Source organism: Bacillota bacterium, from assembly GCA_040757085.1.
In the GTDB taxonomy this organism is placed as follows: Bacteria; Bacillota; Sulfobacillia; order JACIYH01; family JACIYH01; genus JACIYH01.
Window position 1 is genome coordinate 19,373 of record JBFLXJ010000014.1, and the last position, 15,606, is coordinate 34,978.

Genomic DNA, 15,606 nt, shown 5'->3' on the forward strand with positions numbered 1-15,606 from the left:
GACTGCTGCCCCACCCGCTTGCACCCGCCTCACCAGTATCCTGATCGCCGTCAGGGGGCACGGGAATCCCGCGCTACCCGCTCGACGGAGACCACATCCTTAACCTTGCGGATGCGGCGGGCCAGTTCATCCAGCTCCCGCAGGTTGTGCACCTGAAGGACCAGGTCGATAAGGGCCAGCCCCCCCTTATCCGCCCAGGCCCGCGCAGAGAGGATGTTCGCCTTCGCATCTGCCACCAGCGCTGTGACTTCAGAAAGCATCCCCGGGCGGTCCAGCCCCCGCACCTGCAACTCCACGGGATACCAGCCGTCGGCGCCCTCGTCCCAGGCGACTTCCACCAGCCTGCCGGAATCCTGGGCCAGCACCCGCACGTTGGGACAGTCGAGCCGGTGGATGGACACTCCCCGGCCGCGGGTGACGTAGCCGATAATGGGATCGCCGGGGATGGGGGTGCAGCACCGCGAGAACCGCACCAGCACGTTCCCCACCCCCCGGACCAGGACGCCCTGGCTGCTGTGACGTACCTGGGCAGCGGGACCGGGCGCCGTCATGCCGGGAACCGGTCGGCCCAGGCGCTCGGCCAGGCGGGTGGCCACCCGCTGGGCGCTCACCGCCCCGTACCCGACCGCAGCCAGCAGATCGTCAGCGGCCGGGAAGTTAAGTTCCTGGGCCAGTTCGTCCAGCCACTGCGGCCGCACTTCCCTGCTCTCGAGCCCAAGGGCCCGCAGTTCCCGGTCCAGGCTCTCCCGCCCTGCCGCGATGTTCTCGTCCCGGCGCTGCTTCTTGAACCAGGCGCGGATCTTGGATCGCGCCCCCGAGGTCTTGACCATCTGGAGCCAGTCGGGGCTGGGCCCGCGGGTGTGGCGCGAGGTGAGGATCTCCACGATGTCGCCGTTTTCCAGGGTGTGATCGAGGGGTACAATGCGCCCGTTTACCTTGGCTCCCACGCAGGCGTGGCCCACCTCGGTGTGCACCCGGTAGGCGAAGTCCAGGGGGGTGGCGCCGGCCGGGAGGTCAATCACGTCCCCCTTGGGGGTGAACACGAAAACCTGGTCGGAAAAGATGTCGATGCGCAGGGAATCCATGAACTCCTGGGCGTCCCGCAGGTCGCGGGACCACTCCAGCAACTGACGCAGCCAGGAAAGCTTCTCCTCGAACCGCCGGTCGCTGACCCGCCCACCCTCCTTGTAGCGCCAGTGGGCGGCGACCCCGTATTCGGCCGTGCGATGCATGTCCCAGGTGCGGATCTGCACCTCGAACGGTTCCCCGGTGGGCCCTATTACCGTGGTATGCAGGGACTGGTACATATTGGGTTTGGGGACAGATATGAAATCCTTGAAGCGGGCAGGGACCGGCTTCCAGAGCGAGTGAACCACACCCAGGGCAGCGTAGCAGTTGGGGATGGTGTCCACGATCACCCGGACAGCGATGAGATCGTAAATGTCCGATAGGTCTCGCCCCTGTTCCACCATCTTGCGGTGGATGCTCCACAGGTGCTTGGCCCGCCCCTGAATGTCCGCCCTGATACCGGCTGCCGCCAGGTGCTCTTTAAGCACCTCGATGACCTGGGCCAGCTGGGCCTCCCTTTCCTCACGCCGTTTCGCCACCCGGGCGACCAGTTGCCGGTAGCGATCCGGGTCGCGGTAACGGAAGGCGAGATCCTCCAGTTCCCATTTGAACCGCCAAACCCCCAGCCGGTGAGCCAGGGGCGCGTATATCTCCAGGGTTTCATCGGCGATCTTGCGCTGTTTTTCCGGGGGCAGGTACCCCAGGGTGCGCATGTTGTGCAGGCGGTCGGCCAGCTTGATAATCACCACGCGCAGGTCCTGGGCCATGGCCAGGATCATTTTGCGCAGGTTTTCTGCCTGGGCCTCCCGGGAGGACGCAAATCCCAGGCGGCCCAGTTTGGTCACCCCGTCCACGAGCAGGGCCACTTGTTTGCCAAACTGGGACTCGATCTGGGCTAGCGTGACCCCGGTATCCTCGGCCACGTCGTGCAGGAGAGCAGCAGCGATCCCCACCGGGTCCATCTCCAGTTCGGTGAGCAGAAGTGCCACCGCCAGCGGGTGAAAAATGTAACACTCCCCCGAAGCCCGCCGCTGTCCCTGGTGGGCCCGCAAGGCAAAGCGGTATGCCTTCTCCACCAGCTGCACGTCGGCGCCGGGGTAATAGGCGGTAAGTTTCTCACACAGCACCCCGAAGAGCTTATCCGCCGCCCGGAGGAGTTCTTCAGTGTATTCGCTGCGTACCACCCGTTCGGGCAGACTCAACACAATGCCTCCTCATCCTTAACGATTATAGTCGACCACGGCGGACGGTGTCACCTTTCGCCGGTTTGCCCCGCTTCCTCCGGCACTTTCTCGCTTAACTGCCGCACTTGCTCCTCGGCTTTCCGCAACCGGTCGCCCAACCGGCGGGCTTCCTCTTGGGCTTTACTGACCTGCTCGCTCAGGAGGCGTTTCTCTTCCTGCAACTTGCGAACCTGGCCCTGCAGGTCCCAGGTGCGCAGGTGAACCCGCACCCGCTGCGGCAACGCGCTGAGTATGGTGAGGGCCGCGCCCCCCAGGGCAGCCAGGACGATGACCACGGCCTGCGACGTCCGCGCCTCCCAGCCCAGGAAGCGGACTACCACCAGATCCGTATTCTGACCGGCAAACAGCGCAACCAGAACTGCTGACACCAACAACACCATCCAGGCCCAGGTCACATCCCGCGCCCCCCTCGCCCCTCAGGACGTTTTTGGCAAGCCATTCGCCGGCCAGCGCCTGCATTCCTGCCACACGCGCCTGCTGGCCTCCCAATGTACTGGCAACCGCCTGGGCGCCGGAATGGATCGGCCGCACCGGCACCGCGCCGCACCCCGCAGGCGCGGGTGCTGTACGTTCAAGCGGTAAGGCGGCGCACGCGGCGCCTTTCGGCGTGGGCGATGGCTACCAGGGCTTCCTTGTCCAGTTCATCCACGATATAGAGGTGACCGTTGGCCCGCCGGCATAGCCCCTCCAAGAAGGCACGGTTAGGCTCCAGGCCGATGCAGGCGAAGTTGACCCGCGCGGCGGGTATGCGGCTGGCGGCATCCAGGGCGTCGCTCAGGGGATCCAGCGTCCACTTGGGTACAGTGGGGATACCGTCCGAAATCAGGAGCAGCACCGGATTCCGCGCCCGCGCCCGGCGCAGGTACTCCAGGGCCCCCATGATACCCTCCGCCATGGGAGTGAGGCCCAGGGCGGCGATGCGGGAGAGCCCGTGCTCCACCCGGCAGAAACTGCGGCACAGGGGGACGAAGGTTTCCACCTGCCGCTCCTGAAACACCAGCACCGCCACCCGGTCAGGAGTGGCCAGCACCAGGTGTTGGGCCAGGAACTTGGCCGCCCGCAGCCTCCGGCCCGCCATGCTGGCCGAGGCATCGATGAGCAGGCAGATGTCGATGGGGTTGCCCGGCCGGTGCCGCCACACCCGCACGTCCTCGGGCCTCAACACCGCCCGCGGCAACCCACCGGCTGACGCGGGCAACCCGGCCCCGGGGGCCATCGGCATGAGCTGGCGGCGGACGCATTCCACCACGGTTTCGGTGACGGCAAGCTCTCGCGCCCACTCCCCCTTTTCCACGGGTGCAGGACGCATGGCCGGACCCCGTCCTTGCACGGGACGACCCTCGAGACGACGGTTGACGCGGGAGGGCGCCGGAGCGGGGGCGGGAATGCGACGCAGCAGCTTGCGGAACTCAAGCTCGATTTCCTTCCGGCGTTCCCGCACCATCTGCCGCAGGGCCATCCCCGCAGGGGTCAGGGCTACTTTCCACCCATCCCGGCGAACCAGGCCGCGCTGCTGTAACTGCTCCAGGAAACGGGACACCGACCGGTGGGAACTGGCCATCCTGATCACCAGTGAACGCATACCGTCATCCTCGGCCAGCGCATCCAGGGCCCCCTGCAGGTCCCCCACACCGCCCAGTTCCTCCGCCAATTCGAGGGCGAACTCAAGTTGCCGGCTGGCCTGCACCTGCGGGGACTGCTCCCCCGGAGTCTCCTCCCGCAGGAGGGAGTCGGAGAGCGACCGGTAAGGAGAGAGGTCAACCTCGGGACTGCCGGGAGGAGCGGGCGGATCGCATATCACCTTCTCCACCTTGCGGATCTCCAGCCCACCCAGCATCACCTGTTCTTCCACCGCCGCCACGAAGAACAGGAGCAGGCCCATCATCTCCCGGGGGATGCGGGCGGCGATATGGACGTGGTTAGAATGGGCGTAGCGGACCGAGGCCCGCCGCCCGTACTTCAGGCTGCCCGTGCACCGACCCCCGCCCGTTGCCGTCTGGACGTCCACGTAGTCCAGCACCCGGCTCGCCGAGCGGTCGGGGAATTCGTTCATCCAGGGCAGACCGGGGGTGGCGACCCAGGCGTCAACCGCCCGCGCCAGCGCCCTGGCCACCCCGCGGTGATCCACTGCCCCCAACTGGTGAAAGACGTCCAGGTGGATTACGTCTCCCGGCCGGCGGCGGTGGTAGAACACCTGCCCGGCGTCTGATCCCGTCAACACGTGCAGTTCCTGAGGCCGCCGGGGATCCACGGTATGGACTTTCAGGGATGCCACCGCGGCTTCCCCCACGTGCACCCCCCGTCCCGATTCCAGAGCAGACGAAATCACCTGGCCGGCGCTGCGCAGGAACTCGGCATCCGCCAGGGCACGCAACCTGTTCAGGAACACACCCTATTCCTCCCTGACCCAGGCCGCCACGGGCAGTTCCACCAGGGGCCGTGCCACCGCCGGCGGAGAACCAACGGGTGCCTGCAGGGGGTCGGTCAGGGGCGATGCACCCCCCGCTCCCTGTCCACCCGGGCCGCCGCGCCCGGGCCTCCCCTCCCGACCCAATCTCCCCCCGACACTCCCGCCCGGCTCACCCCCCAGCAGGGCCTGCAGCTTATCCCGGGCACGGGCGAACAGGTGGGTGAGGCCACCGTCCGTGTGCTCCTGGGTGGGGGCAGCGGCGGGCACCTGAGCCTCCGCCGTTCCGCCTCCTGGTTCCCGCGGAGAATCGAGCCGGGCCATCACCTCACTCAGGGTGGACATGTCCACCCGGTGGCGCAGCACCAGCGGGGCCACGGCCAGGAAGTCCGCTACCTGCGCCTCTTTCCGGCCCGCCAGGCAGGCATGCATGCGTGCCCCCAACTGCCAGGCCTCCACCGCCCGGAGGCTCTCGAAACCAAAATCCACGTATAGCGAGGCGACCAGAGCGCGCAGGGCGTCGGGCACCACCACCTGGGGCATCCACTGCACGAAATGGCTCCAGCGCGTGCGATTACGTTCCAGGTCGGCAGGGCTGAGCGTGACCACCGTGGGAACCACGGCGTCACCTCCCCGCAACCAGGCATCAGACACCTCCAGGACCCGCCTCACCGCTTCGGGGGCGGCGGGGCGGCCCATATTCACCACCAGGTCGAATCGGTCTGCCAGTTGCCGCCTGATGTCCTCCAGGGGACCAGGGTCCTCGTCGGGATTCGAGGCTGCCCAGACACACGCGTTCACCTCCACCGAGACGACGGGCAACCCGGTCTCTTCGATCTGCACCCTCCCCGGTTTGGTGCCCATCACTCCCAGCAGGACGTCAGTGAGTTCGGGCGAAGTCTCCGCCAGGCGGTTAATCTCGTCCACGAAGATGATGCCGCGATGAGCCTGGGGGATGGTGCCGGGCAGGAGAGCCGCTTCCGCGCCGCAGGCCGATGTCAGGCGACCCAAGTCGATGCTCCCCACAGCGGTACCCAGCTTTGCTGAATGGCTTATCTCCAGAAACGGCATGGGCACCCATTCCGTCCCCAGATCAGCCACCTCTTCCCGACCGAGGTCCCGGTGGTGAGGGCAGTGGGGACGGTCCGGGTGGCAGTTGTACACGCACCCGGCGATACGCAGGATGGGGGGCAGCACATGGCGCGCTGCCCGCAGGATGGTGGTCTTGCCCGTCCCCCGCAACCCCTCTGCGTGCAGGTGCAGGGGGCGACCACACAGCGTTCCCAGGACGCTCATTTCGATGGCCTCGAACAGCGCCTGGTTCCCCGGATAGCGAATCAATTCGTGATAACTCAGCACCGCCCGCACCCCCTGCCTCGCTTTGCGGCATGTATTGTTTCCCGGCGGCAAGCCGGCCATAAGAAGCTTGCCCGGCCAGTTTTTCCCGCCGATGCCATAAGGCAGGGGAGCGGGCTGCCGGCAGCGAAAAGGCAAGCGAGGACTCGCAGGGGAGGGGTTGGGGTGGCAGGGGCGGACCTGTTTGAGCTTTTCCGGCAAAGGGCAGAGCAGGCGGGTGCCCGCGTGGAGCGCCTGCCCGGGCCACAGGAAGCCTGCGCTTACGTGTCCCGCCTGGTAGCAGAACGAAAGCTGGCACCCGTGCTGGTGGCAACCGGCCCCCTCCTGGGGGGAATGCACCTGGTGGCAACCCTCTCAGGTCAGGGCGTGGAGGTCCTGCTGGACGCCGAACCGGGCGCGGACCGCGCTGCCCTGGGGGTAACCGAGGCCGACCTGGGCATCGCGGAGACGGGCACCCTCTACCAGGACGCCACCTCTCTCGTGTTGCGGCTGGCCAGCATGTTGCCCCCGGTGCACGTGGCGGTGCTGCCCACCGATCGCATCGTGGGGACCCTGGAAGAAGCCCTGCCTTACATCGCGGGCCGCGGCCAGCCCCCCGCTTACGCCGCCCTCATCACGGGTCCCAGCCGGACCGCCGACATCGAGCGCGTGCTCACCATCGGCGTGCACGGACCCGCGGAATTGCACATCCTCTGTATAGATCAACCCCAGGCCGCCCAGCGGGCCGCCTCAGCCTGACCCGGGTTCGGCCGCCCGGCCATAGGCGTCCTCCAGCCTGACCACGTCCTCCACCTGGGGAGTGGACACCTCCAGGATCTGCAGGTCTTCACCGGCCCATATCCGGTGAACCGTCCCGGGCGGGATGGTCACCGCCAGGCCGGGCACGATCTCCTGTTCTTCGTCCCCCACCAGCAGACGCCCGCTCCCGCGCAGGAAATACATGCTCTCCAGTTTCTCGCGGTGATACTGCAGGCTCAAGCTGTGCCCGGCTTTGACCTCGATGATCTTGCCCACGTAGGAGGGCGTCACTGCCCACCAGATCTCCCGTCCCCAGGGCTTCTCCACGATCTTCATTAACACCACCCCCCCACGCGGCGCATCAAACACTCCCCGGGCCGAGGCGCCGTGCCTCAGAGCGTCGTACCTGACTGCCCCTGCGCCGGGGCATCATCCTGAACCAGGGTCTCCTGGGCCAGGGCAGCTGCCCCCACCACTCCGGCGTCACGGCCCAGGGCAGCCGGCCTTATCTCCAGCTCCCGTACCAGGTAGGGCATGCCCCCTTCCCGCACCAGGCGCCGCACGGGCTCAAATAGCAAGTCACCCGCCGCCGCCAGCCCTCCTCCGATCACGACCACGTCGGGGTTGAAGGCGTGCACGGCCGACACCACCCCGGCCGCCAGGTACCTCATGGTCTCTTCCCAAACGCGGGCCGCCAGGGCATCGCCCTGTCGCACCGCCTCCACCACCGCAGCGGCCGTCAGGGGCGAGACGGCTGCGAGGACGCTGGCTCCACCCCCGGCAGCCAGAGCGGCCTGCATGCGGCGCACCAGGGCGGGCCCGGAGGCGTACGCCTCCAGGCATCCTCGGCCTCCGCACGGGCAGGGCTGCCCGCCCGCCTCCACGATGAGGTGACCCAGTTCTCCGGCTCCCCCCCGCGCCCCCGGGAAGATGCGACCATCCCACACCACTGCCCCGCCCACCCCGGTGCCCAGGGTAAAGTATACCACCAGGGAGCATCCCTGCCCCGCACCGTATCGTGCCTCACCCAGGGCCGCCACGTTGGCATCGTTCTCCACGGCTACGGGTAACCCCAGCGCATCTCGCAGCAGGTCCCGCACGCGCGCGCCATCCCACTGGCGCAGGTTGGGGGGATTGTACAGCACTCCTTCGCGGGGGTCGAGCGGGCCGGGAAACCCCGCCCCCACCCCCGCCACCCGGATTCCCGCCGCAGCCGCCCGGTCGAGCAGGGTGCGCGCCGCCCTCACCACCTGTCCGAAGGAAACGGCGAAGGGAGCATCGGCCAGGGTGGGCAGCTCCAGGGACTCCCTTACTCGCCCCTGCCCGTCCACCAGGGCAGCCGCCACCTTCGTCCCCCCGATATCCAGGCCCAGCCACACTTGCTCCCCGGCGGCCATCCTCGTCACCCCTGCGTCATCGTCAAACGCGCACTGACTTCCATGCCCCGGAACGAAAGCGGGCCAGGAACAGTGCTGACCTCACCAGCCAGTCCGCCAGCATGGCCATCCAGGCCCCGGGCAACCCCAGACCCAGACCAAACACCAACAGAAAAGTAAGGCAGAGGCGCACCAGCCACATCCCCACCACGGTGATGCCCATCACCACCGTGGTGTCCCCCGCCCCCCGTAACGCCCCGGGGAGGACAAACCCAACCGCCTCCGGGAACTGGGTGAAGGCCACAATGCGCAGGAGGGGGACCCCCAGCGCGATCACGCGGGGATCGGTGGTATATATGCGCAGGAAATAGCCCGGAATGGTGAAGAAAAGCACGGCCATGCCTCCCATGGTGGCAAGGGCAAACCACAGGGCTACATAAGCGCTCCTTTCCGCATCGCCGGGGCGCCCCGCCCCCAGGTTCTGTCCCACCAGCGCGGTGGCCGCGGTGGCAAATCCCATCCCCGGCATGTACGAGAAAGACTCCGCATTGAGGCAGAGCGAATGGGCGGCGTAGGCCACCGTACCCAGGCTGGCCACCTGCCGCGCATATACCAGTTGCCCTGCGCTCGTGAACGCCCGCTCTGCAGCGGCCGGGATGCCCAGCCGCAGCACCCGCCAGATCAGGGCCGTGTCCAGCCCTGCCATCTCCCTGCTTCCCACCCGCAGGCCGGCCCGGCCTGTCATCACCAGGATCATGAGGGCTACTGCCCCCAGGGCCCGTGACAGCGAGGTGGAGAGGCCAGCTCCCACCACCCCGAGGGCCGGGCAACCCAGATTGCCGAATATGAGCACCCAGTTCAGGAAGATGTGGATCACGTTCAGGGCACCGTTGACGTACAGGGGGGTACGGGTATCACCGGCCCCTCGCAAGCACCCGGCTACCACCGTGAACACGAAGAAAAAGGGCATCCCGGGCATGACGGCCCGGATGTACGCCGAACCCTCCGGGATCACTTCCGGTGCCGCCCCCATGAGTACCACTATGGAGGTGGCCAGGGTATATCCCGCCCATGCTACCAGTGTCCCCAGTACGGCAGCGACCGAAACGGTCTGTCCGGTGACCCGTGCCGCGGTGGGAAGATCCCGGGCTCCCACCGCACGGGCCACCAGGGCGGTCGCTCCGATGGCCAGGCCCATGAAGATGGAACTCACGAACCAGAAGGGCTGGAAGCTCAATCCCACCGCCGTAACCGCCACGGTGCTCAGGTGGCCCACCATGGCCATATCCACCACCTGGGTCACCGTGCCCAGGGCCTGCTCCGCCACCACCGGCCAGGCCAGCCGCCACACTGCCCTGCAGAGTTCCGCTCCAGACCGGGATTCTTCCTCTCGCACTGCAGTACCACCTGCGCGGACTTCCCGGCCCGGGCCCCCTGGTGGGCACCTGCCCTCCCCGCCCGAGCCGCAAGGTTAAGCAATTCTTTCGGGTCCCCAGCTTTTCCTGCCGGCGTGCGAGTAGGAAGAAAGCATCACACCCCCGAGATCCCAAATTCCCACCCCGCGCCGATCCTGGCCTTTCCCGTCGCGGTAAAACCGGCTCGGGCAGCCTGGCACGGAACTTGCACGGCCGACCTGCAGGACTCCTCGCACGTGGGTCCCGAGCAAAGGAGGGCATGCGCATGACCACGGCCGAAACAGAGGGCATCGGGCATCTATTCATGCTCCCCGATGTGGACGCGGCCCGCGCGCACTTTCGGGCCAAACCCAAGGGCATGGTGGATAAGGTCACCACCGTGAGCGAGGCGGTGACCCGCCTGATCCACGACGGGGATTACATCGCCATCGGAGGATTCGGGGCCAACCGCATCCCCACCGCAGTGCTGCACGAGATCGTGCGCCAGGGCAAACGGCACCTGGGGGTATCCGGGCACACGGCCACCCACGACTTCCAGATCCTGGCCGCAGGTGGATGCATTGACCGCTGCGACGTGGCCTACGTGGTGGGGCTGGAAGCCCGCGGCCTCTCCCGCGTTGCCCGGCGGCTGTTCGAGGAGGGGGCTATCCAGGCCACCGAGTGGACCAACGCCGCTCTCGCCTGGCGGTACAGGGCGGCGGCTATGGGCATCCCCTTCATCCCGGCCCGCATCATGCTGGGCACCGACACCGTGAGGTACAGCGCGGCAAAGGTGATCACCTGCCCCTACACGGGAATCAAGCTGGTGGCCCTGCCCGCCCTCTACCCGGACGTGGCCATCATCCACGTACACCGGGCCGACCCCTATGGCAACTGCCAGATCGACGGTATCAACGTGGCCGACAACGACCTGGCGCGGGCTGCCAGGCGGGTGATCATCACCACCGAGCGGCTGGTGCCCCCGTCGGTGATCAGGCAGGAACCTCACCGCACGGCCATCCCCTTCTTCTGTGTAGACGCGGTGATCGAGGTCCCATACGGCTCGTATCCCGGCAACATGCCTTACGAGTACTTCTCCGACGAGGAACATTTGCGCCAGTGGCTGACCGCGCAGGAAGACCTCGAGACCTTCCGGCAATTCATGGACAAATACATCTACGGGCCCCGGGACTTCAACGATTACCTGCAACTGTGCGGCGGCATCGAGAAACTGCGGCGGCTGCGCGCCCTGGAACTCGGGCTCGAGCGCCCGAACTCGGCGTGAGGAGGTGCCGAGATGGGTCATCAGGCGAACGAGTATAACCCCATGGAGCTCATGATCTGCCTGGCGGCCAGGTACCTGGAAGATGGGCGCACGGTGGTGGTCGGTACCGGTGCCCCCTGCGCCGCGGCCATGCTGGCCCAAAAGCTGTATGCTCCCAACCTGATCATCCTCTTCGAGGCAGGTGGCGTGGCCCCCATCCTCCCCACCATGCCCATCTCGGTGGGCGATTCCCGCACTTTCTGGAAAGCGTTCATGGCCACCACCATGGACGACATCATGTCCTTCTGCCAGAAGGGGATGGTGGACTACACCTTCCTGGGCGGGGCGCAGGTGGACATGTACGGCAACATCAATTCCACCATGATAGGCACCGACTACTCCCGGCCCCGGGTGAGGCTTCCCGGCAGCGGGGGTGCCAACGACCTGGGGTCTCTGTGCTGGCGGATCATGATGATCACCCCCCAGGATCGCCGCCGCTTCGTGCCCAGGTGCGACTTCATCACCACCCCGGGTTACCTGACCGGACCCGGGGCCCGCGAGGCGGCAGGGCTTCCCCCGGGCACCGGCCCCTACAAGGTCATCACCAATTTGTGCGTCATCGGCTTCCACGAAGAGACCAAGCGCATGCAGGTGGAGAGCCTGCACCCCGGCATCACCCGGGAGCTGGTGGAACAGAACACGGGGTTCGAGTTGCTGTGGGCAGATGAAGTGGGCCAGAGTGAACCACCCACGCGAGAAGAACTCCAGGTGCTTCGGCACGAGGTCGATCCCTACCGCTACATCATCGGCCGCTGACCCGGCCATCTGCGAGCACGGGCGGCAGCCGGCGTCCCCTGAAGATCCCCGGTCTCGGTCTCGCTCCCGCAGCCACACCGCGACCACCCGCCCCCCGGGCAGGGTGCTCGCACTCTTCGTAGAACAACTCTTCAGGAGGTGCGTCGCGGTGCGCGCCCGCTACCTGCTCCTGCAAAAGGCAGAAGCCATCCTGCTGGAAGAAAAGGCAGATAAACTGTTCGGGATAACCCGCCTCCTCGATGCATACCTGAAGGGCGAATACGACGACATCCTGCGGTCCCGGGGCATTCCCTCCCACGCTCCCCGGGAACAAAGGCTGGCAGCGCTCAACGAGGCTCTGGCCCCTTTCACCGACCTGGTGGCAGCCGCCTTCCCCGGCGTGGGGGTCGGGTACTACTCCGCCGGCCTGGACTGCATCCTCACCTACGGACCCAGCAGCGAGTTTGGCGACAAGGTGGGCGTAACGGTAGATGCCGACCACCTGGGCCGGCAGGCCATGGCCCAAAGGCGCGAGGTGGTAGGAGTCGGCTCCATGGTGCGGGGCGACATAATGAATTGCATGCGACCTCTTCTGCGGGGCGACCGCACCATCGGATTTTGCTGGGCCAACGAGACCCTCGAGGACATTTACCGCCAGATGGAGTTCCGGGCACGCAAGGTCTTTTTCTCACCACGTGTGGAACCCGTGCTGGGCCTCACCGGACTGCTCCTTTCCTCCAGCCGCTCCCTGCTGGCCAGCCTGCGGCCACCTGAGAGGCAGCCGCCAGAGGAGCCGCCGCGCCCGAGGCGATCCGCAGACCTGGGGGACCTGGCCTGGTCGCTGGATCGCATCAGACGGTATCTATCGCTCTTCCTGAACAGCCTGAGCCTGGGCGTGTTGATCGCCGACCACCAGGGACAGGTGGCATTCGCCAACCAGGCGCTGATCGACCTGGCCGGCGCCCCGCCGGCCTTGGTGGGCATGCCCCTGCCGGATGCCCTCACATTGCTGGGATTCGGCGACCTGGTGGCAGAGGCCGGGGAGCTGGCGCACACGGGCGAACGCTACCGCTTCATCTCCCACACCCTGAGGACAGCCGGACGTCCTCCGCGGCCGGTCCGGATCATTCTTTCCCGGGTTGAAGACCTGCCCGGGGAGGGGGCCGGATTTGTCTTCCTGGTGGAAGACGAGGCCGCTGCCCGGGAAGAGGAAGAACGCCTGCGCCGGGCTGAAAAGCTGGCCGCCGTGGGTGAGCTGGCATCCGCCATCGCCCACGAAATAAAGAACCCGGTGACCATCGTGGCCGGGTGCCTCCAGCTTCTCGGCCCCCGGGCGGGGGACCGGGACTTCGTGGCGGAGACCGCTCGCATCGCCAGTGAGGAACTGGGACGGGTCAACCGCACGGTCAACGCCCTCCTGGACTTCGCCCGTTTCTCCGAGCCCCATCTGGCGCCCACCGACATCAACCAGGTCCTGCGGCGTGCCACCGCGCTGGTACGAGACTACGCTCGTTCCCAGCGGGTGGAGATGGTGGAGGAATATGGGGAACTCCCCCTCGTGAGCGCCGATCCCGACCACCTGCAGCAGGCTTTCCTGAACCTGCTCATCAACGGCATCCAGGCCATGCCCCGTGGCGGTACCCTGGGTGTGCGGACTTCGTACAGGCAGGGTAGCCAGCTGGTTCAGGTAGAGGTGGCGGACACGGGCGAAGGGATCAAACCCGAGGATCGCAGCCGCGTATTCAGCATGTTCTTCACCACCAAAAGCGGGGGGACGGGACTGGGCCTGGCCCTGGTACACCGCATCGTGGACGAGCATGCGGGAATGGTGGAATTCGAGAGCGAACCGGGCAAGGGCACCAGGTTCCTCGTCCACCTGCCGGTCCAGGTCGTCGCCTGGCCCGACCGACCCTGGTGAAAGGCGGAGGGAGTGTGCGCCCGAAACTCCTCCTGGTAGACGATGAGCCCCACATGGGCTGGCTGCTGGGGCAAATCCTGGGCGATGAATACGACCTCTCCTTCGCCGCCTCCGGGCAGGAGGCTGTGGCCCTCCTGCGCAGCGAGCGGCCCGACCTGGCCCTGGTCGACCTCCGGCTCGGCCAGGAGGACGGGCTCGAACTCCTGCGGGAGCTGCACCGGGTACAACCCGGCATGCCCGTCATCGTTCTCACGGCATACGCCACCGTGAAGACCGCCGTCCAGGCCATGAAGGCAGGCGCGTTCGACTACGTACCCAAGCCATTCGACCCCGACGAACTGAAGCTTACTCTCAACCGGGCCCTCTCCCATGCCCGGCTCAGCCGGCGGGTGGAAGAACTGGAAGCGGAGCTGCGCCAACGCTACGGTCAGGGAAACCTGGTGGCGGTCAGCCCCCAGATGCTCAGGGTGCTGGCCATGGCGGAAAAGATCGCCGCGAGCAACGCCCCCGTCCTGATCATGGGCGAAAGCGGCACCGGCAAGGAGGTAGTGGCCCGTACCATCCATGCCCTCAGCCCCCGGCACGCTGGCCCTTTCGTGGCCGTCAACTGCGCCGCGCTTCCCGAATCCCTCCTGGAAAGTGAACTTTTCGGCTACGAGGCGGGTGCCTTTACCGGCGCCAGATCCCGCAAACCCGGCCGTTTTGAAAACGCGCATGGCGGCACTTTGCTTCTGGACGAACTCGCCGACATGCCTCTTCCCCTGCAGGCCAAGATCCTGCGGGTGCTGGAGGACGGTGAGGTGTTCCCCCTGGGGGCACGCAGGGCCTGCCCGGTAGACGTACGGGTGATCTCATGCACCAACCGCGACCTGCTCAGGCAGGTACAGCAGGGAATGTTCCGCGAAGACCTCTACTTCCGGCTGGCGGTTATCCCCATCCACCTGCCACCCTTGCGGGAGCGGCGAGAAGACATACCGTTCCTGGCCCAGCACTTCGCGAGGTCATTCGGGGAGAAGTACGGCAAGCACGTACAGCTGTCACCCGAGGCCCTGCGCTGCCTGCAGGGATACGGCTGGCCCGGTAACGTGCGGGAGCTTCGCAATCTAATGGAACAGATGGTGATCCTCACGGAAAAGAAGGTGCTCGACGCGTGTGACCTTCCCCCTCACATCACCTGTCCGCCCCAAAGCACCCCGGCGGCACCTCCATCTCAGGTCTCTCCTGACCCCCCGCCCTCGCCTCCGGCACGGACAGTATCCACCAACCCCCCGCCGCAGCCGCCAAACACACCTCCCAACCCCCTGCCATCGCCACCGGGCACGTTGCCAGGTGGATCATCTCTCCGGCTGGCAGCATCCCTGCCCCGACCACCCCTGCCCCTGCGACAGGCGCGCCAGCAGGCAGAATGGGTGGCCATTCGAGAGGCGCTGGAGGCTACAGGGGGAAACCGCACCCAGGCTGCCCGCAGACTGGGGATCTCCCGCCGTGCCCTGCTTGAAAAGCTAAGAAGGATGCCCGGGGTGGAGTCCCCCTGAGCATCTTTGCCCGCCGCCTGAATCCCCCATACTCGGGCGGGTGCTACATCATCATTCCGGGGGCGGTGGGCCGCACCCAGCACATCTGCCGCATGCGCACGTGAGCCGGTCCCTGAGGCGTCTCCAGCAGCACGTGGTCGGGGAAGACCTGTCGCAGCACCCCGGCAATACTCCCGCAGGTCGTGGCCACCTGGACCTGCTGCCCTACCAAGGCGTGCAAGTGCCGGACAAACTGCGGCTCGTCAAATCCCGAAATGAGCGAGGGCTCGGAGCTTGACATAATCTCACCTCCTGTCTACACGATTTTACGCAGCAGAACCGGAGAGCGTTCCGGTACAGACGCCCGCGCCGGCCACTATCAGAGACCGGACATACTGCGCTCGAGGTGCATGTTGCCTCAGAATAAAAAGTACTTGTACCACGGATCGTTGCCTCAGAATGAAAGGTACTTGTACTCAAGTGGGTTAACCCCTTTCTGCGAGGACTGGGGTTTGAGCGGAGACGACTGAGT

13 protein-coding genes are annotated in these 15,606 nt (G+C 66.6%); 5 read left to right on the plus strand and 8 right to left on the minus strand.

Features of this window, described 5'->3' with window-relative positions; translation table 11 throughout:
- Positions 1-50: 50 nt before the first annotated feature.
- From AB1446_04860 to AB1446_04875, 4 genes are all read right to left on the minus strand, one after another.
- Entirely contained in the window at positions 51-2,270 is a 2,220-nt protein-coding gene (locus AB1446_04860) for a bifunctional (p)ppGpp synthetase/guanosine-3',5'-bis(diphosphate) 3'-pyrophosphohydrolase (GenBank protein MEW6546232.1), read from the minus strand.
- A 50-nt stretch (positions 2,271-2,320) separates the two neighbouring features.
- Positions 2,321-2,707: a lipopolysaccharide assembly protein LapA domain-containing protein gene (locus AB1446_04865; protein MEW6546233.1), complete on the minus strand. Its 387-nt coding sequence runs from the start codon at positions 2,705-2,707 to the stop codon at positions 2,321-2,323.
- A 176-nt stretch (positions 2,708-2,883) separates the two neighbouring features.
- Complete coding sequence (locus AB1446_04870) at positions 2,884-4,701, minus strand: VWA domain-containing protein (protein ID MEW6546234.1); 1,818 nt, start codon at positions 4,699-4,701, stop codon at positions 2,884-2,886.
- 3 nt (positions 4,702-4,704) lie between these two features.
- Complete coding sequence (locus AB1446_04875; protein MEW6546235.1) at positions 4,705-6,078, minus strand: magnesium chelatase; 1,374 nt, start codon at positions 6,076-6,078, stop codon at positions 4,705-4,707.
- 162 nt (positions 6,079-6,240) lie between these two features.
- On the opposite strand from AB1446_04875, the gene AB1446_04880 reads away from it, so the two are divergent.
- Positions 6,241-6,813 (plus strand): lactate utilization protein, encoded by a 573-nt coding sequence (locus AB1446_04880; GenBank protein ID MEW6546236.1) that lies wholly within the window; start codon positions 6,241-6,243, stop codon positions 6,811-6,813.
- Here the strand turns inward: AB1446_04880 and AB1446_04885 are convergent.
- The 3 genes from AB1446_04885 to AB1446_04895 are packed head-to-tail and all read right to left on the minus strand — an operon-like array spanning position 6,805 to position 9,585.
- Entirely contained in the window at positions 6,805-7,158 is a 354-nt protein-coding gene (locus AB1446_04885) for a cupin domain-containing protein (protein MEW6546237.1), read from the minus strand. The two genes, AB1446_04880 and AB1446_04885, sit on opposite strands and share 9 nt — an antisense overlap.
- A 47-nt stretch (positions 7,159-7,205) precedes the next feature.
- Positions 7,206-8,210 carry an ROK family protein gene (locus AB1446_04890; GenBank protein MEW6546238.1) on the minus strand — a complete coding sequence of 335 codons (1,005 nt, stop codon included), beginning with the start codon at positions 8,208-8,210 and terminating at the stop codon, positions 7,206-7,208.
- Positions 8,211-8,232: 22 nt separating this feature from the next.
- A complete protein-coding gene (locus AB1446_04895) occupies positions 8,233-9,585 on the minus strand; it encodes an MATE family efflux transporter (GenBank protein MEW6546239.1) in 1,353 nt (450 codons plus the stop codon).
- Between the two features lie 284 nt (positions 9,586-9,869).
- On the opposite strand from AB1446_04895, the gene AB1446_04900 reads away from it, so the two are divergent.
- The 4 genes from AB1446_04900 to AB1446_04915 all read left to right on the plus strand — a co-directional run bounded on the left by AB1446_04900 (position 9,870) and on the right by AB1446_04915 (position 15,095).
- A complete protein-coding gene (locus tag AB1446_04900; protein MEW6546240.1) occupies positions 9,870-10,868 on the plus strand; it encodes a CoA-transferase in 999 nt (332 codons plus the stop codon).
- 12 nt (positions 10,869-10,880) lie between these two features.
- Positions 10,881-11,663, plus strand: a complete 783-nt coding sequence (locus AB1446_04905; protein ID MEW6546241.1) for a CoA-transferase — start codon at positions 10,881-10,883, stop codon at positions 11,661-11,663.
- A 148-nt stretch (positions 11,664-11,811) separates the two neighbouring features.
- On the plus strand, positions 11,812-13,560 hold the full coding sequence (locus tag AB1446_04910) for an ATP-binding protein (protein ID MEW6546242.1): 1,749 nt from the start codon (positions 11,812-11,814) through the stop codon (positions 13,558-13,560).
- Between the two features lie 14 nt (positions 13,561-13,574).
- Positions 13,575-15,095, plus strand: coding sequence for a sigma-54 dependent transcriptional regulator (locus AB1446_04915; GenBank protein ID MEW6546243.1), 1,521 nt, complete (start codon positions 13,575-13,577; stop codon positions 15,093-15,095).
- Between the two features lie 43 nt (positions 15,096-15,138).
- Here AB1446_04915 and AB1446_04920 read toward each other — a convergent pair whose 3' ends face one another.
- Complete coding sequence (locus tag AB1446_04920) at positions 15,139-15,375, minus strand: DUF2642 domain-containing protein (GenBank protein MEW6546244.1); 237 nt, start codon at positions 15,373-15,375, stop codon at positions 15,139-15,141.
- Between the last annotated feature and the right edge of the window lie 231 nt (positions 15,376-15,606).